At 71.9% G+C, this 21,094-nt stretch carries 18 protein-coding genes; 10 read left to right on the top strand and 8 right to left on the bottom strand.

What is annotated here, in order from left to right:
- Window positions 1–193: 193 nt before the first annotated feature.
- The 5 genes from Sco07f_RS22770 (at window position 194) to Sco07f_RS22750 (ending at window position 7,802) form a co-directional block, all read left to right on the top strand.
- Window positions 194–1,486 carry an ABC transporter substrate-binding protein gene (locus Sco07f_RS22770; RefSeq protein ID WP_087788570.1) on the top strand — a complete coding sequence of 431 codons (1,293 nt, stop codon included), beginning with the start codon at window positions 194–196 and terminating at the stop codon, window positions 1,484–1,486.
- A gap of 6 nt (window positions 1,487–1,492) precedes the next feature.
- The gene (locus tag Sco07f_RS22765; RefSeq protein WP_108989011.1) at window positions 1,493–2,425 is read left to right on the top strand and encodes a carbohydrate ABC transporter permease; all 933 of its coding nucleotides are present in this window, start codon (window positions 1,493–1,495) and stop codon (window positions 2,423–2,425) included.
- A complete protein-coding gene (locus tag Sco07f_RS22760) occupies window positions 2,422–3,348 on the top strand; it encodes a carbohydrate ABC transporter permease (RefSeq protein WP_007389247.1) in 927 nt (308 codons plus the stop codon). Before Sco07f_RS22765 ends, Sco07f_RS22760 begins: the two co-directional genes overlap by 4 nt.
- Window positions 3,349–3,421: 73 nt before the next feature.
- Window positions 3,422–4,714: a glycoside hydrolase 5 family protein gene (locus Sco07f_RS22755; protein ID WP_108989010.1), complete on the top strand. Its 1,293-nt coding sequence runs from the start codon at window positions 3,422–3,424 to the stop codon at window positions 4,712–4,714.
- A 64-nt stretch (window positions 4,715–4,778) separates the two neighbouring features.
- Window positions 4,779–7,802 carry an alpha-mannosidase gene (locus Sco07f_RS22750; protein WP_108989009.1) on the top strand — a complete coding sequence of 1,008 codons (3,024 nt, stop codon included), beginning with the start codon at window positions 4,779–4,781 and terminating at the stop codon, window positions 7,800–7,802.
- Between the two features lie 17 nt (window positions 7,803–7,819).
- Here the strand turns inward: Sco07f_RS22750 and Sco07f_RS22745 are convergent, their stop codons facing one another.
- Complete coding sequence (locus Sco07f_RS22745) at window positions 7,820–9,232, bottom strand: lipase maturation factor family protein (RefSeq protein WP_108989008.1); 1,413 nt, start codon at window positions 9,230–9,232, stop codon at window positions 7,820–7,822.
- A 117-nt stretch (window positions 9,233–9,349) separates the two neighbouring features.
- Here Sco07f_RS22745 and Sco07f_RS22740 point away from each other — a divergent pair, with 117 nt between their 5' ends.
- Both Sco07f_RS22740 and Sco07f_RS22735 read left to right on the top strand, forming a co-directional pair.
- The gene (locus tag Sco07f_RS22740) at window positions 9,350–11,440 is read left to right on the top strand and encodes a SpoIIE family protein phosphatase (RefSeq protein ID WP_108989007.1); all 2,091 of its coding nucleotides are present in this window, start codon (window positions 9,350–9,352) and stop codon (window positions 11,438–11,440) included.
- A gap of 40 nt (window positions 11,441–11,480) precedes the next feature.
- Window positions 11,481–12,344 (top strand): Fpg/Nei family DNA glycosylase, encoded by an 864-nt coding sequence (locus tag Sco07f_RS22735; protein WP_007389274.1) that lies wholly within the window; start codon window positions 11,481–11,483, stop codon window positions 12,342–12,344.
- Between the two features lie 39 nt (window positions 12,345–12,383).
- On the opposite strand, the gene Sco07f_RS22730 is transcribed toward Sco07f_RS22735, so the two are convergent.
- The 3 genes from Sco07f_RS22730 to Sco07f_RS22720 all read right to left on the bottom strand — a co-directional run bounded on the left by Sco07f_RS22730 (window position 12,384) and on the right by Sco07f_RS22720 (window position 14,439).
- Window positions 12,384–13,034, bottom strand: coding sequence for an anti-sigma factor family protein (locus Sco07f_RS22730; RefSeq protein ID WP_054101318.1), 651 nt, complete (start codon window positions 13,032–13,034; stop codon window positions 12,384–12,386).
- Window positions 13,035–13,228: 194 nt separating this feature from the next.
- A complete protein-coding gene (locus Sco07f_RS22725; RefSeq protein ID WP_007389265.1) occupies window positions 13,229–13,744 on the bottom strand; it encodes a hypothetical protein in 516 nt (171 codons plus the stop codon).
- Window positions 13,745–13,884: 140 nt separating this feature from the next.
- The gene (locus tag Sco07f_RS22720) at window positions 13,885–14,439 is read right to left on the bottom strand and encodes a sigma-70 family RNA polymerase sigma factor (protein ID WP_007389266.1); all 555 of its coding nucleotides are present in this window, start codon (window positions 14,437–14,439) and stop codon (window positions 13,885–13,887) included.
- A 263-nt stretch (window positions 14,440–14,702) separates the two neighbouring features.
- Here Sco07f_RS22720 and Sco07f_RS22715 point away from each other — a divergent pair, with 263 nt between their 5' ends.
- Complete coding sequence (locus Sco07f_RS22715) at window positions 14,703–15,857, top strand: CapA family protein (RefSeq protein ID WP_108989006.1); 1,155 nt, start codon at window positions 14,703–14,705, stop codon at window positions 15,855–15,857.
- A 26-nt stretch (window positions 15,858–15,883) separates the two neighbouring features.
- Here the strand turns inward: Sco07f_RS22715 and Sco07f_RS22710 are convergent, their stop codons facing one another.
- Both Sco07f_RS22710 and Sco07f_RS22705 read right to left on the bottom strand, forming a co-directional pair.
- On the bottom strand, window positions 15,884–17,290 hold the full coding sequence (locus tag Sco07f_RS22710) for an amino acid permease (protein ID WP_007389267.1): 1,407 nt from the start codon (window positions 17,288–17,290) through the stop codon (window positions 15,884–15,886).
- Between the two features lie 147 nt (window positions 17,291–17,437).
- Complete coding sequence (locus tag Sco07f_RS22705; protein ID WP_007389268.1) at window positions 17,438–17,899, bottom strand: universal stress protein; 462 nt, start codon at window positions 17,897–17,899, stop codon at window positions 17,438–17,440.
- Between the two features lie 110 nt (window positions 17,900–18,009).
- On the opposite strand from Sco07f_RS22705, the gene Sco07f_RS22700 reads away from it, so the two are divergent.
- On the top strand, window positions 18,010–18,849 hold the full coding sequence (locus Sco07f_RS22700; RefSeq protein ID WP_054101316.1) for a polysaccharide deacetylase family protein: 840 nt from the start codon (window positions 18,010–18,012) through the stop codon (window positions 18,847–18,849).
- A 33-nt stretch (window positions 18,850–18,882) separates the two neighbouring features.
- Here Sco07f_RS22700 and Sco07f_RS22695 read toward each other — a convergent pair whose 3' ends face one another.
- Window positions 18,883–19,548 carry a class F sortase gene (locus tag Sco07f_RS22695; RefSeq protein WP_007389269.1) on the bottom strand — a complete coding sequence of 222 codons (666 nt, stop codon included), beginning with the start codon at window positions 19,546–19,548 and terminating at the stop codon, window positions 18,883–18,885.
- Window positions 19,549–19,877: 329 nt separating this feature from the next.
- Between Sco07f_RS22695 and Sco07f_RS22690 the strand changes: the two genes are divergently transcribed.
- Window positions 19,878–20,372 (top strand): hypothetical protein, encoded by a 495-nt coding sequence (locus tag Sco07f_RS22690; RefSeq protein ID WP_007389277.1) that lies wholly within the window; start codon window positions 19,878–19,880, stop codon window positions 20,370–20,372.
- A gap of 82 nt (window positions 20,373–20,454) precedes the next feature.
- Here the strand turns inward: Sco07f_RS22690 and Sco07f_RS22685 are convergent, their stop codons facing one another.
- Window positions 20,455–20,970, bottom strand: a complete 516-nt coding sequence (locus Sco07f_RS22685; protein WP_007389270.1) for a hypothetical protein — start codon at window positions 20,968–20,970, stop codon at window positions 20,455–20,457.
- Window positions 20,971–21,094 lie beyond the last annotated feature (124 nt).

Here is a 21,094-nt window from a genome sequence, read left to right as displayed (position 1 = left end):
AGCTAAAGCGCTTGAGTGCGAAGATCCTAAAGCGCATTAGTAGTTCCTGGCAAGTTCCTGCTCGCACCGCTCTGACCTGGACTAATGCTGTGTCTTTCGCTTTAGTTGGCGAGAATCCATTGACTTTCCGCAGAAACGCCGTGCATGGTCGCTGGCATCCCACCGCCGACGTCCTTCAGGGAGACGTGCCACCGTGCCCACCTCGCGCAGAACATTCGCCGTCGCCGCCGTAGCCGCCCTCGTCCTGCCGCTCAGCGCCTGCGGCTCCGGGGGTGACGGCGGCGGCTCGACCGACGCCTCGGGCAAGGTCGAGGGCGACATCACCTTCCAGACCTGGAACCTGCGGGCCAACTTCAAGGACTACTTCGAGGGTCTGATCGCCGACTTCGAGAAGAAGTACCCCGACACCCACGTCAAGTGGGTCGACCAGCCCGGCGAGGGCTACGCCGACAAGATCAGCGCCGACGCCGCCGGCGGCACCCTGCCCGACGTCGTCAACGTCTCCCCGGACCTCGTCGCCCCGCTCGCCAAGGCGGGCCTCGCCCTCGACCTCGACAAGGCCGCCGGGCAGTACGAGAAGGAGTACCTGGAAGGCGCCTGGGCCAGCCACCGGATACCGGGCATGGACGGCACGTACGCCTTCCCCTGGTACCTCAACACCGGCCCGCTCTTCTACAACAAGTCCCTCTTCGAGAAGGCCGGACTCGACCCGGAGCAGCCGCCGAAGACGTACGACGAACTCTTCGACACCGCTCTCGAGATCGCCGACAAGACCGACGGCGAGGTCGCCACGCTCGCCAACGTGCCCACCGTCGAGGACTTCGGCCGCTACGGCGTACCGCTCATGAACAAGGAGGGCACCGCCTTCGCGTTCAACGACGCCAAGGGGGTCCAGCTCCTCACCCGTTACAAGGAGCTGTACGACGCCAAGGCCCTCGACCCGCAGGCGCTGACCGCCACCCCCGAGTCCACCGGGAAGAAGTTCCTCACCGGCGCCGTCGCCATGAACCCGGGCAGCGCGCTCGACCTCGCCAACTTCAAGAAGCAGGCGCCGAACCTGTACAAGAACATCGGCATCACCGACCAGATCACCAGCACCGGCCACGTCAACATGTACGTGATGGGCCTGATGGTGAACGCGCAGAGCCAGCGCAAGCCCGCGGCGGTCGCCTTCGCGCACTACGTCACCGACGCGGCGCACCAGATGTCGTTCGCCAAGCAGGTCGCCATCTTCCCGAGCACCGCCGGTTCGCTGGACGACCCGTACTTCACCAAGGAGGACGGCACCGACGAGACCCGCGTCCGGGTCGCCGCCGCCAAGTCGCTGAAGACGGCCGTCAACTACACGCCCGTGCTGTTCAGCGAGCAGATGAAGACCGAGCTGCGCAACGAGGTCGCCAAGGCGCTTCAGGGCAAGCAGAGCCCGAAGGAAGCCCTCGACAACGCTGTCAAGGCGTGCGACCGGCTCCTTCAGCAGCAGGGCTGAGACGTCATGGCGAGTCCCACCCTCACCACCGGCACCCCGGGCGCCCGCAAGGGCCCCGGCCCCCGGCGCGTACGACGGCAACTGCCCGCCAGCCCCTGGCTGTTCGCCGCGCCCGGCCTGCTGATCGCCGGCGCGTTCATCCTGTACCCGTTCGTCTCTACACTCGTCAACGCCTTCACCGACCGCCGCACACTGGTCCCGGGCGAGTTCGTGGGCCTCGCCAACTTCCGCGAACTGCTCCACGACGACATGTTCTGGATCGGCCTGCGCAACAGTTCCCTGTACGTCCTGGGGGTCGTCCCCGCGCTGGTCCTGCTGCCGCTGCTGCTCGCGCTGCTGGTGCAGAAGAACATCCCCGGCATCACCTTCTTCCGTTCGGCCTTCTACACCCCGGTCGTCGCCTCGATCGTCGTCGTCGGGCTGATCTGGGTCTGGCTCCTCGACGAGCGCGGCCTGGTCAACTCCCTGCTGGAGACGCTCGGTGCCAGTCCGGTCGGCTTCCTCAGCGACCAGTGGCTGATCCTGCTCAGCGCGATGGGCGTCACGGTCTGGAAGGGCCTCGGCTACTACATGATCATTTATCTGGCGGCGCTCGCCAATGTGCCGCGTGAGCTGCACGAGGCCGCCGCCGTGGACGGCGCGGGCGCGGTCCGCCGCTTCCTCACCGTCACGGTGCCCGCCGTCCGCTCCACCATGGTCCTGGTCGCCGCGCTCTCCTCGGTCGCCGCCTTCAAGGTCTTCTCCGAGGTGTACCTGATGGCGGGCCCCAACGGCGGCCCGGCCGGCGAGGACACCACCCTCGTGATGCTGGTCCAGCGCACCGGCACCGGCCTCACCGGCCGCGTCGGCTACGCCTCCGCCATCTCCGTCGTCGTCTTCGTCGTCACCGTCGTCCTGATGCTGCTCGTCCTGCGGGCCGACCGGAAGGAGGAGTCGTGAGCCTCGCCGAGAAGACCCGGCCCGCCGAGAAGCCCCGGGCCACCGGCCGTGAGCGGAAGCGGCAGCGCGAACCCCGCATCACCGACGAGCACGGCCGCCGCATCCGCGTGTGGGAACTGGCCCTGCGCTACCTGCTCCTGCTCGGCGTCCTCGCCCTGACCATCGGCCCGTTCCTCTGGCAGCTGTCGACCTCGCTCAAGGGCCCCACCGAGGACATCTTCAGCTCCCCGCCGAAGTTCCTGCCCTCCGACCCCACCCTGCACAACTACGAGCGGGTCGCCGACACCATCCCCGTGTGGGACTACGCCCTGAACTCGCTGAAGGTCGCCGCCGCCAACGTCGTCACCAACTGCGTCGGCGCCGCCCTCGCCGGGTACGCCCTGGCCCGGCTGCGCTACCGCGGCCGGCGCGTCGCCACCCTGGTGTTCATCCTGACCATGCTCGTGCCCGTGGAGGGCATCATCATCGCCCAGTTCACCACCATGCGGGAGCTGGGCCTCAACAACACCCTCGTCGGCGTCCTGCTGCCCGGCTGTGTCAGCGCCCTCAACGTGCTCCTCATGCGCAACGCCTTCCTCAACCTCCCCTACGAGATCGAGGAGGCGGCCTTCGTCGACGGCGCCAACGTCTGGCAACGGTTCTGCCGGATCGCGCTGCCCGCGGTGAAGGGCACCCTCGCCGTCGTCGCGATCTTCGCCTTCATGGGCGCCTGGGACGACTTCCTGTGGCCCCTGATCGTGCTGAGCGACCCGTCCAGGTTCACCCTGACCATCGGCCTGAACTACCTGCACGGCACCTTCGCCAACGACGAACGCCTCGTCGCCGCCGGCACGATCATCGCCGTGGCGCCGCTCATCATCCTTTTCGCCTGTCTCCAGCGGTACTTCTTCCGCGGCGTGGGCGAGGGCGCCGTCAAGGGCTGACCGGCCGCCGCCGTCCCAGCCGTCCCGCTGTCAAAGGCCCTCCGTACTTCTCCCCCCGTAACAAGGACACCGCATGCCTTCTGCCGTGCGCTTCGGCGTCAACTACACCCCGAGCGAGGGGTGGTTCCACCACTGGCTCGACTTCGACCTCGACTCCGTACGCGCCGACCTGGACTCCATCGCCGCACTGGACGTGGACCACGTCCGCGTCTTCCCGCTGTGGCCCTACTTCCAGCCCAACCGGAGCCTGATCCGCGAGCGCGCGGTCGAACACCTGGTGGCGCTGGCCGACGCGGCCGGCGAACGCGGCCTCGACGTCAACGTGGACGGCCTCCAGGGCCACCTGAGCAGCTTCGACTTCGTGCCGGCCTGGACCCGCACCTGGCACCGCCGCAACCTGTTCACCGACCCCGACGTCATCGACGGCCAGGCCGCCTACCTGCGCACCCTCGCCGCAGCCCTGGCCGGCCGGTCCAACTTCCTCGGCATGACCCTCGGCAACGAGGTCAACCAGTTCTCCGCCGGCCCCCACCCCGACCCGGACCGCGCCACCAGCGCCCAGATCGACGCCTGGCTGGAGCGGATGCTGGCCGCCTGCGAGGAGGGCGCCCCGGGCAGGATGCACCTGCACGCCGAGTACGACGCCACCTGGTACCAGGACGACCAGCCCTTCACCCCGGCCCAGGCCGCCCGGCGGGGTGCCGTCACGGCCGTTCACTCCTGGGTCTTCAACGGCACCGCCCAGCGCCACGGCCGCACCTCGGTGCCCAGCGAGCACCACGCCGCCTACCTGGTCGAGCTGAGCAAGGCCTGGGCCGACGACCCGCACCGTCCGGTGTGGCTCCAGGAGGTCGGCGCCCCCGCGCCCCTCGTCCCCGCCGAGCACGCCGCGGCCTTCACCGAGGCGACCGTCGAGAACGCCCTGGACTGTCCCGGCCTGTGGGGTGTCACCTGGTGGTGCTCCCACGACGTGTCCCGGTCGCTGGCCGACTTCCCGGAACTGGAGTACGGGCTCGGGCTGCTGACCAACGACCGCCGCCCCAAGGACGCGGCACGGGTGCTGGCGAGCGCGGCCCGTGCGGCGCGGGACGGGGCCCGCCCCGCGCCCGCTCCGCGCACCACGGCGCTCGCCGTTCCGGCCGATCCCGCCGCGCGCTCGGCCTGCGCCCCCGGCGGTGCCGTCTTCGACGCCTTCTTCCGGCTGGTCGCCGACGGCGCCCGCCCCACCACCGTGCTCGACACGCGCGTCGCCGACACCGCACACCTCGCCGCGCGCGGCATCACCGAGGTCGTCGCCCCCGACGACGTACTGGCCGCCCCCGGTCCGCACGGTTCGGACCGTGCCCGGCGGGGGAGCAGTACCTGACGTCGGCCCCGTCATCGTGATCCACCCCTGGTAACCACCCGCCCCCCAACCCCGGAGCACCCGCATGCATGACGACCGCAACCTGGTCGAAGCCCGCCTCAAGCGCGTCCTCGACGAGCGCGTCCGCCCCGCCCTCTACCCCGAGTCCGTGCCACTGGACGTCGCGGTCTGGAACGCGCCCGGCGAGCCCGTCCCGGTGGAGGAAGGACTCGCGGCCGAACCCGAGCCCATCCAGGCCGGCGCCCGCTGGGGCGCGCCCTGGGGCACCAGCTGGTTCCGCGTCACCGGCACCGTGCCGAAGGAGTGGGCCGGGAAGACCGTCGAGGCGATCCTCGACCTCGGCTTCGACGAGAACATGCCCGGCTTCCAGTGCGAGGGCCTGGTCTACCGCCCCGACGGCACCCCCGTGAAGGGCCTCAACCCGCGCAACCAGTGGGTGCGGATCGGCGCCCCCGTCGAGGGCGGCGAGGAGGTGCGCCTGCACGTCGAGGCGGCCTCCAACCCCGTGATCCTCGACTACCACCCCTTCGTGCCCACGCAGCTCGGCGACAAGGACACCGCGGGCAGCGAACCGCAGTACACCCTCGCCCGCATGGACCTCGCCGTCCTCGACGAGACGGTGTGGAACCTGGTGCTCGACCTGGAGGTGCTCGGCGAGCTGATGGCCGAGCTGCCGGTGGACTCGCCGCGCCGCTGGGAGATCCTGCGCGCGGTCGACAAGGCGTTGGACGCCATCGACCTCCAGGACGTGGGCGGGACCGCGGAAGCGGCGCGCTCGCGCCTCACCGAGGTGCTGTCGGCCCCCGCCGTGCCCTCCGCGCACCGCGTCAGCGCCGTCGGCCACGCGCACATCGACTCGGCGTGGCTGTGGCCGCTGCGCGAGACCGTGCGCAAGGTGGCCCGGACCACCTCCAACATGACCGCCCTCCTGGAGGACGAGCCGGACTTCGTCTTCGCCATGTCCCAGGCCCAGCAGTGGGCGTGGGTGCGCGACCACCGGCCCGAGGTGTGGGCGCGGGTCAAGAAGGCGGTGGCCGACGGGCGGTTCGTGCCGACCGGCGGCATGTGGGTGGAGTCGGACACCAACATGCCCGGTTCGGAGGCGATGGCCCGCCAGTTCGTGCACGGCAAGCGCTTCTTCCTCGACGAGTTCGGCGTCGAGAACGACGAGGCGTGGCTGCCGGACACCTTCGGCTTCGCGGCCGGACTGCCCCAGATCATCAAGGCGGCCGGCGCCAAGTACCTGCTGACGCAGAAGATCTCCTGGTCGCAGACGAACAAGTTCCCGCACCACACCTTCCGCTGGGAGGGCATCGACGGCACCCGGATCTTCACCCACTTCCCGCCCGTCGACACCTACAACTGCTCCATGAAGGGCAGCGAGATCGCCCACGCGGCGAAGAACTTCAAGGACAAGGGCGTCGCCCGGCACTCCCTCGCCCCCACCGGCTGGGGCGACGGAGGCGGCGGCACCACCCGCGAGATGATCGCCAAGGCGGCCCGGCTGCGCGACCTCGAAGGCTCGGCCACCGTCGAGTGGGAGACCCCGCACGCCTTCTTCGAGAAGGCCGAGGCCGAGAACCCCGAGCCGCCCGTCTGGGTCGGCGAGCTGTACCTGGAACTGCACCGCGCCACCCTCACCAGCCAGGCCAAGACCAAGCAGGGCAACCGCCGCAGCGAACACCTCCTGCGCGAGGCCGAGCTGTGGGCGGCCACGGCCGCCGTGCGCGCCGGCTTCCCCTACCCGTACGACGACCTGGACCGCATCTGGAAGACGGTGCTGCTGCACCAGTTCCACGACATCCTGCCCGGCTCCTCCATCGCCTGGGTGCACCGCGAGGCCCGCGCCACCTACGACCGCGTCGCCGAGGAGCTGAACGGCATCATCGACGCCGCCCAGCGCGCCCTGGCCGGCGAGGGCGACACTCCGCTGGTCTTCAACTCCGCGCCGCACGCACGGGCCGGGGTCCCGGCGGGCGCCGCCGCGTCCCCCGCCACGGAGGGCCGGACCGGCTCGGCCGCCCGTCCCGGCGGCGGCCACATCCTCGACAACGGCCTGCTGCGCGTCGAGATCGACGACCGCGGCCTGGTCGTCTCCGCGTACGACCTCGCCGCCGACCGCGAGACCATCGCGCCGGGCGGCGCGGGCAACCTGCTCCAGCTCCACCCCGACTTCCCGAACATGTGGGACGCCTGGGACGTCGACGCCTTCTACCGCCACACCGTCACCGACCTCACCGACGCCGACGAGGTCGCCCCCGGCGACGACGGCATCTCGGTGCGCGTCGTCCGCTCCTTCGGCTCTTCCCGCGTCACCCAGGTGCTGACCCTGGTGCCGGGGGAGCGGAGGCTGGAGGTGGACACCGAGGTCGACTGGCACGAGACGGAGAAGTTCCTCAAGCTCGCCTTCCCGCTCGACGTGCACGCCGAACGGTACGCGTCGGAGACCCAGTTCGGGCACTTCCACCGGCCCACCCACACCAACACCAGCTGGGAGGCGGCCAAGTTCGAGGCCTGCAACCACCGCTTCGTCCACCTGGAGGAACCCGGCTGGGGCGTCGCCGTCGTCAACGACTCGACGTACGGCCACGACGTCACCCGCACCGTCCGCACCGACGGCGACTCCGGTACGACCACCACCGTGCGGGTCTCCCTGCTGCGCGCCCCGCGCTTCCCCGACCCCGAGACCGACCAGGGCGTGCACCGGTTCCGGCACGCGCTGGTGCCGGGCGCGGGCATCGGCGACGCCGTGCGCGAGGGCTGGCGGATCAACGTGCCCGAGCGGCGCGTCACCGGCGGCGCCGGGGAGGTCGCGCCGCTCGTCACGGTGGACCGGGACGCGGTCGTCGTCACCGCCGTCAAGCTCGCCGACGACGGCAGCGGCGACGTCGTGGTCCGCTTCCACGAGGCCCACGGCGGCCGGGCCCGCGCCACGCTCACCACCGGGTTCGCGGCCCGCGACGTCCAGGTGACCGACCTGCTGGAGCGCCCCCTGGCGGACGCGGAGGCGCCCCGGACGGACGGCGACCGGATCACCGTACGGCTGCGTCCGTTCCAGCTGATGACCCTGCGGCTGAAGCGCGCGTAGCCCCCGGCCGGCCCGGCTCACCCGGAAGAGGTGAGCCGGGTCGGCGGCAGGTACTCCCGTACATACGTCCGCTCCCAGCACGCGCCCGTCTCCCGCAGCTCCCGCCAGGTCGTGTACCGGTACCGGAAGAGCCGGGCGCGCACGAAGCGCGGCGGCGCGTCCGGCGGGAACGGGGAGCGGCGCAGCAGCCGCAGCGTGGCGCGGTCGTTCTCCAGCAGCCGTTCCACGAAGGTGCCGAACCACGACCCGGCGTAGGAGGGCGACAGCGCCGCGAACCACATCAGCCAGTCCAGGCGCAGATGGTACGGCGCGAACTGGCGCGGCCAGCGGCGCGGATCACCGGGTTTGCCCTTGAACTCGTACTCCCGCCAGTCCCCGTCCTTCCGGGCCACCTCGTCGGCCGTGCCCTCGACCACGATCTCGTACCGGACCCGGCTGACCGAGCCGAAGGCGCCGTAGGTGTTGACCAGGTGGAGCGAGTCGAAGGAGCGGTTCATCACCTGGCGGCGGGAGATCATGTTGCGCACCGGCCGATGGCTCAGGAACACCAGCAGCACCGCCACCGCCAGGACCACCACCTCGTACCAGAGCGGCGCCGCGGCCGTGGACGGGTGGTCGCCCGGGAAGCGGACCACCGACAGGGCCAGCACGATGGTGATCCAGTTGAGCCAGGAGAAGTTGCCCGACAGCACCAGCCACAGCTGGGTCGCGATCATCAGCGCCGCGGCGGCCGTCGACACCGGGTGCGGGACGAACAGCAGGAACGGCACGACCAACTGGGTGACGTGGTTCGCGGCGACCTCGACCCGGTGCAGCGGCCGGGGGAGGTGATGGAAGAACCAGCTCAGCGGGCCCGGCATCGGCTGGGTCTCGTGGTGGTGGTCCAGGCAGGTCAGCTTCCGCCAGCACTCGTCGCCGCGCATCTTGATCAGCCCCGCCCCGAACTCCACCCGGAACAGCAGCCAGCGCAGCAGGAACAGGACCACGACCGGCGGCGCCACCTCCTCGTTGCCGAGGAACACCGCGACGAAGCCCGTCTCCAGCAGCAGCGACTCCCAGCCGAACGAGTACCAGGTCTGTCCGACGTTGACGATCGAGAGGTACAGGACCCACGGCACCAGCCACAGCAGCATCGCGCCCCACAGCGGCAGCAGTGAGTCGGCGCCCGCCGCCAGCGCCGCCGACACCGCGCAGCCCGCCCAGGCGCAGCCCGCGAAGAGCCGGTCCGAGTAGCGCCACTGGAACAGGCTCGGCGCCCGCCGGAACGGCACCCGCTCGACGAAGCGGGGCACCGGCGTCAGCCCGCGCTCGCCGAGCAGCGCCCGGAACTGGAGCGCGGCCGTCAGGAAGGCGACCAGGTACACGACGGCCAGGGCCCGCTGGAAGACCAGCCGGGCCGGCCAGTAGTCGGGTGCGGTGAACCACTCCACGGCCGGGCTCCTCTCGTACGCGCTCCGTGTACCCGCCCCGGCGACCCGGATCTCCTCCTGCGCTGTCCGGCGGACCAGGACTCGAAGATTCCGGCAAATCCTGGCAAGGTGGGGTCCATGTCTGATCGGGGAGCGAGCGCCCCGTCACTCCCGGACGACTGGCCCGCCCATCCGGACCCGATCCTGGCGCTCAACCGCATGGGCAGCTTCGACTGGGACCTGGACGCAGGACTGTTCCACATGGACGCCCAGGCCCACGAGGTGTTCGACCTGCGCCCGGAGGAGTACGACGGGCGCCCCGAGTCGCTGTCGCTGCGCGTGCCCACGGCGGAGAGCCGGCGCATGGACACGATCGTCGCCCGGGCCATGAAGGACGGCAGCGAGAACTACGGCACCTACTTCCGGCTGCGCCGCCGCGACGGCACCCTGCGCTGGACCCACACCCAGGGCTACATCCGCCGCGACGAGACCGGCCGCCCCCGCCGCATCATCGGCATCGTCCGCGACGCCACCCAGGAGATGGCCGACATCGCGGCCAACCGCGAGCAGGCCGCGCTGGACGAGGCCCGCCGGCGGCTCACCAACGTCGTCCAGCTCGCCACGGCCGCCCTCGCGCACGCCCGCACCGTGGACGACGTCATCGACGTGCTGCGCGACACCCACGGCCTCACCCGGCTGGGCGCCACCAGCCTGGTGATGGGCCTGGTCGAGGCCGGCCGCATCCGGCTGGTCGCCGACGGCCCCGAGAACAGCTTCATCCCCGGCACCCGCGTCACCGGGATCGACGAGCCCTACCCGATGAGCGAGGCCGTGCGGACCCTCAGCCCCCGCTTCATCGAGTCGCCGGAGGAGTTCGCGGAGCGCTACCCCGGGCTGTGGGAGGGCATCACCCATCTGAACATCACCGCGGCCGCCTACCTGCCCCTGATCGCCCAGGCCCGGCCGATCGGCGCCATCGGGCTGCTCTACAGCGACCGGCAGGGCTTCTCGGCGGAGGACCGCAACGTCCTGGTCGCCCTCGGCAGCGGCATCGCGCAGAGCCTCCAGCGGGCCATGCTCTACGAGCAGGAGATGGACCTCGCCGAGGGCCTCCAGCAGGCCATGCTGCCGCGCACCATCCCCAGCGTGCCCGGCTGCGACGTCGCCGTCCGCTACCGCGCGGCCTCCATCGGGGGCACCCTCGGCCGGGACATCGGCGGCGACTGGTACGACCTGATCCCGCTGCCCGGCGGCCGCGTCGGCGCCGTCATCGGCGACGTCCAGGGCCACGACACGCACGCCGCCGCCGTCATGGGCCAGCTGCGCATCGTGCTGCGCGCCTACGCCGCCGAGGGCCACCCGCCGGCCACCGTCATGGCGCGGGCCTCCGTCTTCCTGCACGAGCTGGACACCGACCGCTTCGCGACCTGCCTGTACGCCGAGGCCGACCTGGGCACCGGAGTGGTCCAGGTGGTGCGCGCCGGACACATCGACCCGCTGCTGCGCTTCGGCGACGGCACCTGCCGCCTCGTCCGCGTCGAGGGCGGACTGCCGCTCGGCCTGTCCGCCGAGTTCGGGCGCCTCGCCTACCCGGTCGCCACGCTGGAGCTGGACCCGGGCAACACCCTGGTGCTGTGCACCGACGGCCTGGTCGAGCAGCCCGGCGCCGACCTCGACGAGGGCATGGCGGTCCTCACGGCGCTGATCAGCTCCGGGCCCCAGGACGTGCGGGACCTCGCCGACCGGCTCATCGACGTGGCCGACGAGCGCCGCGGCGACGACGACGTCGCGCTGCTCGTGCTGCGCCGCCACGGCCTCGGCGCCCCCAAGACCTTCGGCCGGGTCCAGCAGCACGTCCCACCGGGCGACCCGGAGGGCCTCACCGAGGCCCGGCACATGGTCCGCGCCGCCGTCCGCTCCTGGGGGGCCAGGGGCCAGAGCGACGAGATCGAACTGGTCGCCGACGAGCTGATGACCAACGCCCTCATGCACACCGAGGGCTCCGCGATCGTCACCCTGCGACTGCTCACCGGGACCGACCGGCGGCTGCGGGTCGAGGTCGAGGACTCCTCCAGCGCCCTGCCGCGCCGCCGCGAGGCCGGGGACGACGGGGTCTCCGGGCGCGGGCTGCTCCTGGTCGACACGCTCGCCGACGCGTGGGGCGTGGAGGCACGCGGCGGCGGCAAGGTCGTCTGGGCGGAGTTCGTGGTGGCGCACGGCGCGGGCTGACCCCGCTGGCACTGTCGGCGGCCGGTGGCACCCTGGACGTATGCCAGAACTGCCCGAGGTCGAGGCGCTCCGCGACTTCCTGACCGAGCACCTCACCGGCCGCGAGATCGTCCGGGTCCTGCCCGTGGCGATCAGCGTCCTCAAGACGTACGACCCCCCGCTCACGGCGCTGGAGGGCCACCGGGTGGCGGGCGTGCACCGCCACGGCAAGTTCCTCGACGTCGAGACCGCGGGCGGCCCGCACCTGGTGACCCACCTGGCCCGGGCCGGCTGGCTGCACTGGAAGGACAGCCTCCCCAGCGGCATGCCGAAGCCCGGCAAGGGCCCGCTGGCCCTGCGGGCCGCCCTGGAGACCGGCGCGGGCTTCGACCTGACGGAGGCGGGCACCCAGAAGCGGCTCGCGGTGTACGTCGTGGCCGACCCGCAGCAGGTGCCGGGCGTGGCCCGGCTCGGCCCCGACCCGCTCGCCGACGACTTCGACGAGGCGCGCTTCGCCGCCCTCCTCGACGGGGAGCGGCGGCAGCTCAAGGGCGCCCTGCGCGACCAGAGCCTGATCGCGGGCGTGGGCAACGCGTACAGCGACGAGATCCTGCACGCCGCGAAGATGTCCCCGTTCAAGCTGGCCGCCTCGCTGACCGACGAGGAGACCGCCCGGCTGTACGCGGCCCTGCGCGGCACACTCACCGAGGCGGTGGAACGCTCGCGGGGCGTCGCCGCCGGACGCCTGAAGGCCGAGAAGAAGAGCGGACTGCGGGTCCACGGCCGGGCCGGGGAGCCCTGCCCGGTGTGCGGCGACACCGTCCGCGAGGTCTCCTTCAGCGACTCCTCGCTCCAGTACTGCCCGACCTGTCAGACCGGCGGCAAACCGCTGGCGGACCGCAGGATGTCCCGGCTGCTGAAGTGACGGCGGCGCCGCGGTGAGGGTGGTCCCCCGGGGCGGCGGTCATCCGGCCGGCAGGGTCACCAGGTGGTCGCCGTCCGCCGTCCGCACCTCGTAGCGGTCGATCTGGTCGGGATGCAGGGCGGCCCCGCCGCGCACGGTGTGCGGCCGGTCCTCCTGCCCCGGGACCATCCAGCTGGTGATCGTCTGCTCGGACCCGTCGCGGCCGACGGCCACGAGCCGGCACGAGCGGGGGCCGGCCCCGTCCTTGACCTCGAGGCGCACGCCGGTGCCCCAGGCCTCGTCCTCGGCCGTGATCCGTGCCCACACCCCGGAGCGGGCGTCGGTCGCGGTGAGCGGCGCCGCCGGGTCGTCCTGGCTCGCGTACAGCACGGCGCCGGGCCCGGCCACGGCGCACACGACGGCGGCGGCCACGGCGTACAGCACCCGCCTGCGGCCCGCCCGGTGGCGCGTGGCCACCTCGGACAGCAGCCGGTCGAGCAGGCGCGGTGCCGGACTGGCCAGGGGGTGGACCAGTCGGGGTGTCGCCTGCCGGTACAGCATCAACTGACGGGTGGCAGGACCGAACTCGGTCACCTGGGCCGTGCACCTGGGGCATTCCATGAGGTGGTCCTCGAAGCGGAACGCTTCCGCCTCGTCCAGCACGCCCAGCGCGTAGGCGCCGACGTCACCATGCCCTTCCAGGGACCTCATGCCGAATCCTCGTACCGTTGGGTGCGGGTGGGGTTACTCCTTGCTCCCACCCGTACGCACCCGACAGCCGAATCACTCAAGCCGCGATCGAATCGCAACCAAGGTGTTCGGAGCGGTCCGGGGCGCGGATTGGTCCGTCCCCGGGGAAAGTCCGCGAGCCGGCCGCGAGCCCGCCGCGGCGTCCGGCAGGACGGCTAGAACAGGTGGATGGCGAGGTGCCCGAGCGGCAGCCCGAGCTGCCAGGCCGGCGTCCACACCTTCGGTCCCTCGTCCTCCCCGGTCACCGCCGCACCGCCGGGGACCGCGTTCAGGTCCGGGGCGAGCAGTTCGGTCTCCTGGAGCCAGCGCCAGGCCGCCCGGGCCAGCTCCAGATCCGGCGAGTGGCGTCCGGCGGCCACCGCGTCGGCCGTGACCTCGGCCAGCCGTCCGTGCACCCACTCGTGCCACGGCTGGTCGTACGCCGTCAGGGAGAGCCAGGTCTCCAGGTGGGTGACGACGCGGATGCCGCTCAGTTCGTCGTCCGTGTCGGACAGGAAGACGGTGAGTGCCAGCGCGTCGCGTCCGGCGCGGAACTCGAAGGACGTCGGCGGCATCAGGTCGCCGGTCCGCAGCAGCTCGTCGGCGATGTACTCGGCGTACAACCACGCCATGGGGACGCTCAGTTCGCCCCCGCCGGTGCCGTCCGTGCTCTCTTGACCTCTGTGCAGCATCCCTTCCTGCCTTCCTCCGGTGCGTGCGCGTCGCCCGACCGGGTCGTGGACCCCCGTCCGGAACACGGATGAGGACAGCCGACTGCTCAACCGGGGCCCCGGGCAAGGCGCTTTACGGAGGCTTGACCAAAGGGCCGGTTTCACCGCAGGTCGGCGGCGTACCCCGGGAGCACCCTGCGCATGGCGCGCAGCGCGTAGTACGCGCGGGACTTCACGGTACCGGGTGGGATGCCGAGGGCCGTCGCGGCTTCCGCCACACTCGCCCCCTGGAAATACACCAGCACCAGGACTTCACGGTGCTCCGGAGTGAGTGTCTTCACAGCCTCGCGCACATCGAGGGCCGCGGCGGCCCGTTCGGCGTGGTCCGCGCAGACCCGCGCGTTCTCCAGCACGGCGTCGCCGACCTCCGGCGGACGCGCCTGGCGGGCGCGGCGCGCGTCGATCGCGAGCCGCCGCGCCACGGTGAGCAGCCAGGGCCGTACGGAGTCGAAGTCGTCGGCGCGCAGGGCCTCGGGATGCTGCCAGGCGCGGACCAGGGTCTCCTGCACGAGGTCCTCGGCGCGTTGCCGGTCGCCGTCGCTGAGCCGCAGCAGCAGCGCGAAGAGCGGCCGGCCGTGCTCGCGCTGCAGCGCGGCGAGCTCGTGCTCGGCGGTCGTCCCGTTCGCTGTGTCCGTGAGGGTGATTCCGGCCGTCATGGCCGTATCGCACCGCAGGGCCCCGGGCGGGGACAGGGCGCACGCACAGGTGTGCGGCGGACGGTCGATCGCGTCGACGAACGGTTCGACGAACGGTCGGTGCGCGGCCGGTGAGGTCCCCGAGTGGGCCCCGCGCCCCCGTTCGCGCCCGCCGGACGGGCTAATGGGCGTGTCGGAGCCGCCCGTGACAGGTCGTCACTCTTTTCCTGTTTGTAAGTAAATGTGACTTTTCATCGGTGTGTGCGACCCAGCGGAGTGAACGGATGATCACACGCAGTCGGCAGGTGGCCCTGGCCCTGACCGCCCTCCTCACCGCGGGCGCGGCCTGCCAGGCCCGCGACCACGAACCGCCGAAACCGCCCGCCCCCGCCCCGCCCGCCGCCGTCGAGGGCGCCTTCACCCTGGTCGCCTCCGGTGACGTGCTCCCGCACGACTCGATCACCGAGCGGGCCCGCTTCGACGCCGGCGGCACCGGCTACGACTTCCGCCCCATGCTCGCCGGCGCGCGGCCCGTCGTCTCGCGCGCCGACCTCGCCCTGTGCCACATGGAGACCGTCTACGGCGCGAACGGCGACTACAGCGGCTACCCCCTCTTCAAGTCCCCGCCCGAGGTGGCGAAGGCACTGGCCGCCACCGGCTACGACGGCTGCTCCACCGCCTCCAACCACAGCGTCGACGACGGCGCGGAGGGCATCCGCCGCACACTGGACGCCCTCGACCGGGCGGGCGTACGGCACGCCGGTACGGCACGCACCGAGGGCGAGGCGGACACGGCGACGGTCCTGCGCGCGGGCCGGGCCCAGGTCGCCCACCTCGCCTACACCCTCCACACCAACGGCCACCCCCTTCCCGGCGGACAGCCCTGGGCGGTCGGCCTGATCGACGAGGCGCGCATCGTCGAGGACGCGCGGGCGGCCCGGAAGGCCGGCGCCGACGTCGTCGTCGTTTCGCTGCACTGGGGCACCGAATGGCAGGACGCGCCGGACCAGGACCAGTTGGCGCTGGCCCGGAGCCTGACCGCCGCGCGCACCGGCGACCGCCCCGACATCGACCTGATCCTCGGCACCCACGCCCATGTCCCGCAGGCCTACGAGAAGGTCAACGGCACCTGGGTGATCTATGGCATGGGGGACCAGATCGCGGGCGAGATGGTCAACGGAGAGGGTGTCCGCGACCCGCGCGGCAACCAGTCGACCATCGGCCGCTTCACCTTCGCCCCGCCCGACCGGGCCGGCGAGCGCTGGAAGGTCACCAGGGCCGAGTTCGTCCCGCAGCTGTTCGACGTCGACGCCGGCCGGGTGGTGAACCTCAACCGGGCGCTCGAGAAGGGCGCCGAGCTGCGGGGCGTGCGCGACCGCATCCGCGACGTGGTGCTCAGCCGGGGCGCCGCCGAGGACGGGCTGGTGATGGGCGAGTAGCCGGTGACGGGCGGGCGGGGGAGCGGCTAACGTCGTGCCAGCTCGGACTTCCGGTACGAGTAGGCGAAGTAGATCACCAGGCCGACCAGGAACCACACGGCGAACCGCAGCCAGGTCTGCCACTGCAGGAACGTGATCAGCCAGATCGAGAAGACGATGCCCAGCGCCGGCACGAACGGCATCCACGGGGTACGGAAGGTGCGCGGCAGGTCCGGCTGCCGGTAGCGCAGCACGATCACCGCCGCGCACACCACCACGAACGCCAGCAGGATGCCGATGTTGGTCAGCTCCGCCGCCTCGCCGATCGGCAGGAACCCGGCGATCACGGCCGACGCGACCCCGACGATCCAGGTGACCCGCGTCGGCACGTGCCGCGTCGGGTGCGTCTTGGCGAACCACTTGGGCAGCAGCCCGTCGCGCGACATCGAGAACCACACGCGGGTCACGCCCAGCATGAACGTGAACATCACCGTGAGGATGCCGATGATGGCACCCACCGCGATGATGTCGGCCAGCGAGCTGAGCCCCACCGACTTGAACGCCGTCGAGAAGCCGCTCTCCGGGTCGATCTCCTTGTAGTTCTGCATGCCGGTCAGCACCAGACAGGCCGCCACGTACAGCACCATCGAGATGATCAGCGAGTAGATGATCGCCTTCGGCATGTGCCGCTGGGCGTCCTTGGACTCCTCGGCCGCCGTCGACATGGCGTCGTAGCCGAAGACCGCGAAGAACACCGTCGCCGCGCCGGTGAACGCCCCGCCGACCCCGAACGGGAAGAACGGGTGGTAGTTCGAGCTGTTGATGTGGAAGACGCCGACCCCGATCACCAGCAGCACCACCAGCACCTTCAGCACCACCACGACCATCTCGAAGCGGGCCGCGTTCCTGATGCCAAGCGTCAGCAGGTACGCGATCAGCAGGCACAGCACGGCCGCGAACAGGTCGACCTTGTGCCCGTCGCCGGTGCCGGGCGCCCCGAGCATCCAGTTCGGCAGGTCGGCGCCCATCTCGCCGACCAGGAAGCTGAAGTAGCCCGAGATGCCGATCGCGACCACCGCCACGATCGCCGTGTACTCCAGGAGCAGGTCCCACCCGATGAACCAGCCCACCAGCTCGCCCAGGACCGCGTAGCCGTAGGTGTAGGCGGAGCCCGCCTTCGGGATCAGCCCCGCGAACTCGGCGTAGGACAGGGCCGCCGCCGCACTCGCGACACCGGCGATGAGGAACGAGATCAGGACCGCCGGACCGGCCGTGCCGTTGGCGACCGTGCCGGCCAGCGTGAAGATGCCGGCCCCGATGATGCCGCCGACGCCGATCGCGGTCAGCTGCCACAGCCCCAGCGACCGCACCAGGCCGCCGCCGCTCTCCGTCTCTTCGATGTGCTCGATGGGTTTGCGGCGGAGAACACCCTCACCCATGCGGAACCGGGCCATGCGCCTCACCTCTTCGTGAACGGCAAACGGCTGACGGTGGATCATGATGACGCACACACGACCGTGACGGAAGTCACGACGCACGAAGGACCCGGGACGCGTCCACCGCACCGACGGGTGTGCGCGGTGCCACGGACCCGACGCGCGCTACGGCACCACCGTCACCGGCCAGCGTCCGGACTTCACCAGCCGCACCGCCACCGAGCCGACGAACCGGTGACCGGCCTGCTCGGAGGCGCCCACCACCACCGCGTCCGCCTTCAGCTCGTCGGCCGTCTGCACCAGGCCGCTGTACGGGTCGCCGCGGAACGTGTGGAACTCCCAGCGGATGTCGAATATCCCCTTCACCCGCTCGGTCGCCTCCCGGATCTGGGCCACCAGCTCCTCGGCGATCTCGTCGGTCGTCTCCGCCACCGACGCCCCGAGCGCCGCACCCCCCGCCAGCACCGGCTGCACGTACACCACCGCGAGCAGGGCACCCTGCCGCCTGGCCAGCCCACCGGCGTAGGCGGCGGCCCGCAGCGAGGAGTCGGAGCCGTCCACACCGACGACGATGACCTTGGGTCCGTCCGTGCCGCGTTCGAACTGATGGGAGTGCTGTTCCGTCACGCGGCGAGGCTATCGGAGTCCGTGGTGATCTTGAGCCGGGCGGGTGGTTCCGTGCCGCCGCACCGGTGTTGCTCAGGTGCGGCGCACCCTGGCCGGGCGACTGATGAGTCATGGAGAAGGATCAGTTGCTCACCCGCCGCACCCTGCTCACCGGCGTCGCGGCCCTGGGCGCGGCCGGCGCCGGCGGCGCACTCGCCCTGGGCCTGGGAAACGGGCCCTCCCGTCCGCCCGCCCCCGTACCCGCTCCCGGCCCCCCGCAGCGCAGCCCGCTCAAGCCCTCCGCGTACCGCCTCCAGCCCCTGACCGGATACGGGGCCCCGCGCGCCGCGCCCCGGCGGCCCCCGGTGCGCAGCGAGCCGATCCTGCGGATGACGGGCCGGGGCCGCACCATGCTGCTCACCTTCGACGACGGTCCCCACCCCGAGTACACCCCCGAGATCCTGGACACCCTCGCGAAGTACGAGGTGCACGCGACGTTCTTCGTGTGCGGGGAGATGGCGGACTACAACCGGGACCTGCTGACGCGGATGGCGGACGAGGGCCACGTGGTGGGCAACCACACCTGGTCCCACCCGCTGCTGACGAAACTCTCCCGGCGGCGCATCCGCTCCGAGATGGAGCGCACGAGCGAGGTCGTCGAGAAGGCCTACGGCGAGGCGCCCCGCTGGTTCCGGGCCCCGTACGGAGCCTGGAACCGCGACACCTTCCAGCTCGGCTCCGAACTCGGCATGGAGCCGCTCGCCTGGACCGTGGACACCCTCGACTGGACGACACCGGGCACCGGCACCATCGTCGACCGGGTCGAGGAGGGCGCGGCCCCCGGCGTCGTGGTGCTCTCGCACGACGCCGGGGGCGACCGCTCGCAGAGCGTCCGCGCCCTGCGGCGCTACCTGCCCGAACTGCTCGACTCCGGCTACCACCTCACCGTCCCCCGGCGGCGCCTGATCTGACCACCGGCGGCGCACCCGCCCGGCCGGGGCCGCTCAGCGGACCTCGACCAGGCGGGCGAACACGACGACGTTCCCGTCGTAGCCGTTCTCCTTGGTGAAACCGCCCCCGCAGGTGATGACCCGCAGTTCCGGGGTGCCCTTCGAGCCGTAGACCCGGTCGCCCGGGAAGTTGTTCGTCTCGAACACCTCGATGCCGTAGACCTCGAAGACCGCCGTCTTTCCGTCCTGGCGGTGCACTTCCACCTTGTTTCCCTTTTTCAGGGCGCCGAGTCCGTAGAAGACGGCGGGACCCTGCTGGTTGTCGACGTGACCGACCACGACCGAGGTGCCCTTCTCCCCGGGGGTGACCGCGCCGGTGAACCAGCCGGCCAGGTTCGGGTCCTCGGGCGGCGGCGCGTCGACCCAGCCGTCCGGGTCCAGACCGACCCCCATGACCGGCGCGTCGACCTGGATGGCGGGGATGGAGACCTGGTCGGGCACCGAGTACGGCAGCGGCGTGACGCCTGAGGCGGCGGCCTCACCGGGGGCTGTGCGGGTGTCCGGGGCGGCGGCCGAGGCCGGCTGGGGCGGACCCACGTCGAACTCCCCCGAGCCGTTGCGGATGAGCGCGAGACCGGTCAGCAGAACAAGCGCTATCACGCCCCAGGGAGCGCGCTTCCGCCGCCGCTCCTCCTCTTCGGCCAACTCGGAGTCGTACATTCGCCTTCCCCTCTCGACCCGGCCGTCGCCGGATCATCCGCGCATACCAGCACGCTAAGCGGCGTGCGGGGGACCGGCGACGGGGCGGCGGCGAACGGGTGGTGCGTCGCCTTCCGTGCGCCATCCGGGAGGTGACGGGCGGAGATTTTCTGACGGTGCGTGACCTGCGGCGATATCCACTCGCGCGGTTCCGGCCCGCCGCCCCTCTCACCAGGACGGACCATTCCCGAAATGCGGCTGCACGCCGGTCAACTGAGGGTCTTTCTGGGAGACGCTTTCTCGCCGATCGACCGGGGACGGGACCCGGGGCGTCTTCCGCGGAGGATCACATGCGCAACACTCGTGCCCTCGCGGCAGCCGGCGCCGCGGTCGCTGTCCTCGGTCTGGCGGCCCCCGCGGCCACCGCCGGCGGGGACCACAACCAGCCGAGCAACATCGTCGCCCTGCCCAGTGTGATCGCCCGCGGCGGCCAGATGACCGTCACGGTCGACGGCTGCCCCCAGGGCGGCACCATGACCTCGGACGCGTTCCGGACCACCCACCTGACCCCGGTCAAGGGAGCCAACGAGACGTCGAAGGGCACCGCCACCATCAAGCAGGACGCCCGGCCGGGCTCGCACGACATCACCGTCAACTGCTCGGGCCGGCGGCTGACCCGGCCGGCGGCCTTCACCGTCATCGGCGGTGTCCGCGGCGGCCTCGGCGGCGGCAGCTCCAGCGGGGCGACCTCGACCGACATCGCGATCGGCGGCGGGCTCGTCGCCGCGGCCGTCGCCGGCGGCGGCCTGTTCTGGCTGCGCCGCCGGTCCGAGCGGCGGATCTGACCGCACGGCGGAGGACACCGGCAGCACTTCGCCCCGGATCCGGTGGGATCCGGGGCGAAGTGCCGCGCGCGGTGCGGGTGGGTCAGGTCCGCTTCTCGCCGGAACGGCGGCGCGAGAGGTGGTACGCGGTGCCCACCGCTCCCGCGACGAGTGCCGCGCCGATCCCGATCTGCTTCACGTCGAACCCGGCGACGCTGCCGCCCTCACCGGCGTGCACGCCCTTGTCGCGCCAGGGCTCGTCGGACGGGCGGTGCGAGCCGCCGGCGATGGTCAGGTCCACGGTGCCGGTCTTGTCCCGGCAGGCGAACGTCACCCGGTAGACCGCCCCGCGCCGGGCGTCCCGGTCGACACGGGCCGTCGCGGACGACTCGTGCCGGGGGATGGTGACCGTGTCGAACACCGGCGAGGTGACCGTGACCCGCCCGTGGCAGCCCGCGGCGGTACGGCCCACCCCCACCGTGACCTCGCCGCCCGGCGCCACGGTGGCGGGGGAGACGGTGAAGCCGAACGTGTCCGAGCCCACGGCCCCGGCCGGCACGCAGGCGGAGAGGGCCGCGGCGCCCAGCAGGGCGACCGAGGCGACGGGTATCGCGCGCATGGTGAATCCTCCGGGTCCCCGAGGAGCAGCGGCGGACCTGTTCCGCCCGCGCCAGGAATGCACCTCGATGTCCGAAACGCTAGGAAGCCGTGCACGTCGCCGCGATCGCTGTCGCGCGAATGGG

Origin of the sequence: Streptomyces coelicoflavus (genome assembly GCF_003112555.1) — a bacterium.
GTDB classification, from domain to species: Bacteria; Actinomycetota; Actinomycetes; order Streptomycetales; family Streptomycetaceae; genus Streptomyces; species Streptomyces coelicoflavus.
This window is presented reverse-complemented; position numbering and strand designations above follow the sequence as displayed.

Coding starts and splice junctions, on each gene's coding strand:
- Sco07f_RS22765 (WP_108989011.1), top strand. CDS start 1,493: ATGGCGAGTCCCACCCTCACCACCGGCACCCCGGGCGCCCGCAAGGGC.
- Sco07f_RS22755 (WP_108989010.1), top strand. CDS start 3,422: ATGCCTTCTGCCGTGCGCTTCGGCGTCAACTACACCCCGAGCGAGGGG.
- Sco07f_RS22750 (WP_108989009.1), top strand. CDS start 4,779: ATGCATGACGACCGCAACCTGGTCGAAGCCCGCCTCAAGCGCGTCCTC.
- Sco07f_RS22740 (WP_108989007.1), top strand. CDS start 9,350: ATGTCTGATCGGGGAGCGAGCGCCCCGTCACTCCCGGACGACTGGCCC.
- Sco07f_RS22735 (WP_007389274.1), top strand. CDS start 11,481: ATGCCAGAACTGCCCGAGGTCGAGGCGCTCCGCGACTTCCTGACCGAG.
- Sco07f_RS22730 (WP_054101318.1), bottom strand. CDS start 13,034: ATGAGGTCCCTGGAAGGGCATGGTGACGTCGGCGCCTACGCGCTGGGC.
- Sco07f_RS22725 (WP_007389265.1), bottom strand. CDS start 13,744: ATGCTGCACAGAGGTCAAGAGAGCACGGACGGCACCGGCGGGGGCGAA.
- Sco07f_RS22720 (WP_007389266.1), bottom strand. CDS start 14,439: ATGACGGCCGGAATCACCCTCACGGACACAGCGAACGGGACGACCGCC.
- Sco07f_RS22715 (WP_108989006.1), top strand. CDS start 14,703: ATGATCACACGCAGTCGGCAGGTGGCCCTGGCCCTGACCGCCCTCCTC.
- Sco07f_RS22710 (WP_007389267.1), bottom strand. CDS start 17,290: ATGGCCCGGTTCCGCATGGGTGAGGGTGTTCTCCGCCGCAAACCCATC.
- Sco07f_RS22700 (WP_054101316.1), top strand. CDS start 18,010: ATGGAGAAGGATCAGTTGCTCACCCGCCGCACCCTGCTCACCGGCGTC.
- Sco07f_RS22695 (WP_007389269.1), bottom strand. CDS start 19,548: ATGTACGACTCCGAGTTGGCCGAAGAGGAGGAGCGGCGGCGGAAGCGC.
- Sco07f_RS22690 (WP_007389277.1), top strand. CDS start 19,878: ATGCGCAACACTCGTGCCCTCGCGGCAGCCGGCGCCGCGGTCGCTGTC.
- Sco07f_RS22685 (WP_007389270.1), bottom strand. CDS start 20,970: ATGCGCGCGATACCCGTCGCCTCGGTCGCCCTGCTGGGCGCCGCGGCC.